Raw genomic sequence first — 1,069 nt, 5'->3', positions numbered from 1 at the left:
AGAGACGCCGACCACACCTAGTAAACCATTGCAACCTGTGTAGAAGAGATTATAGTTACACAACCTTTTTCTTGAAGAAGCTTTATCGCGTAGTATTATTAATTTTTCGGCTTTAGCCGAAGAGCTACAAGCGCCTATTGGTGCCATGTTAAGAAAACCAGTTAAGACTGGAGCCATTATGATGGCTTTACGCCGTTACAATCCTCCAAAAGACTTAAGACATTCTAATCAGTTAAAGTCCGTTTTAAAAAATTTAGGAGATATTACGGTACGCTCCAACTTGGTTGATTTTACTTTTAAAAATTCTAAGACCTTAATTAATAGTCATACTAAACTATTAGAAACCATAGATAGTAATGCTTTTTACGGTTTTTCGCGTGGTATTTATGAAAGTAATATGGTGATTTCGGCTTCAGAAAAAACAAAAACACAAACGCATTTTAAAAACGAAGAGATGATTGGTTTACACGAAAACCTATCTGCTATTAGTATTCGATTGCCAGAAAACAATTCTAAAATATCTGGTTTGTACTATCAAATATTTAAGCGTTTTGCTTGGGAAGGCATTTCTCTTTACGAAGTAATTTCTACTACAAATGAATTTACGGTTTTAGTTGAAGATAACAATGTAGACAAGGCATTCTCTGCCATAAAAAAGCTAAATAATTAAAGTATACTCTTTAAAAAAACCAGGCCTTAAATATAAATAAATGTTAAAATATTTTTTAAACCTAAACGATTGGTTAGTTTTGTCCTGTAATTAGAAATGAGTTCTGTTTTTACAGAAAGAAAGATGGCTAGAAAAAAAGAATATAACGAACAAGAAGTAGTAGAAAAAGCAATGCACCTTTTTTGGCGTAATGGTTATGAAACGACGTCGATGCAAATGCTTGAAAAAGAAATGGGCATAAACAAGTTCTCTATATATTCTAGTTTTGGAAACAAACATGGTTTATTTCTTGAAAGCTTAAATCTTTACAAATCTAAAGTAAGTGCTACTTTACTAAAGTTAAAAAATGGAACCGAAGGTATTGAAGATATTAAACATTTTTTTATGGATTCTGTAAGT

The 1,069-nt window shown here is 31.5% G+C and carries 2 protein-coding genes; both read left to right on the top strand.

From position 1 onward, the window contains the following. Nucleotides 1-178 precede the first annotated feature (178 nt). On the top strand, nt 179-670 hold the full coding sequence (locus tag ASC44_RS00010) for a hypothetical protein (RefSeq protein ID WP_241491374.1): 492 nt from the start codon (nt 179-181) through the stop codon (nt 668-670). A 123-nt stretch (nt 671-793) separates the two neighbouring features. Then, on the top strand, nt 794-1,069 hold a 276-nt coding region (locus ASC44_RS00005; protein WP_152973229.1), incomplete at its 3' end, for a TetR/AcrR family transcriptional regulator.

It is taken from the genome of Lacinutrix mariniflava, from assembly GCF_001418015.1.
In the GTDB taxonomy this organism is placed as follows: domain Bacteria; phylum Bacteroidota; class Bacteroidia; order Flavobacteriales; family Flavobacteriaceae; genus Lacinutrix; species Lacinutrix mariniflava.
This window is presented reverse-complemented; position numbering and strand designations above follow the sequence as displayed.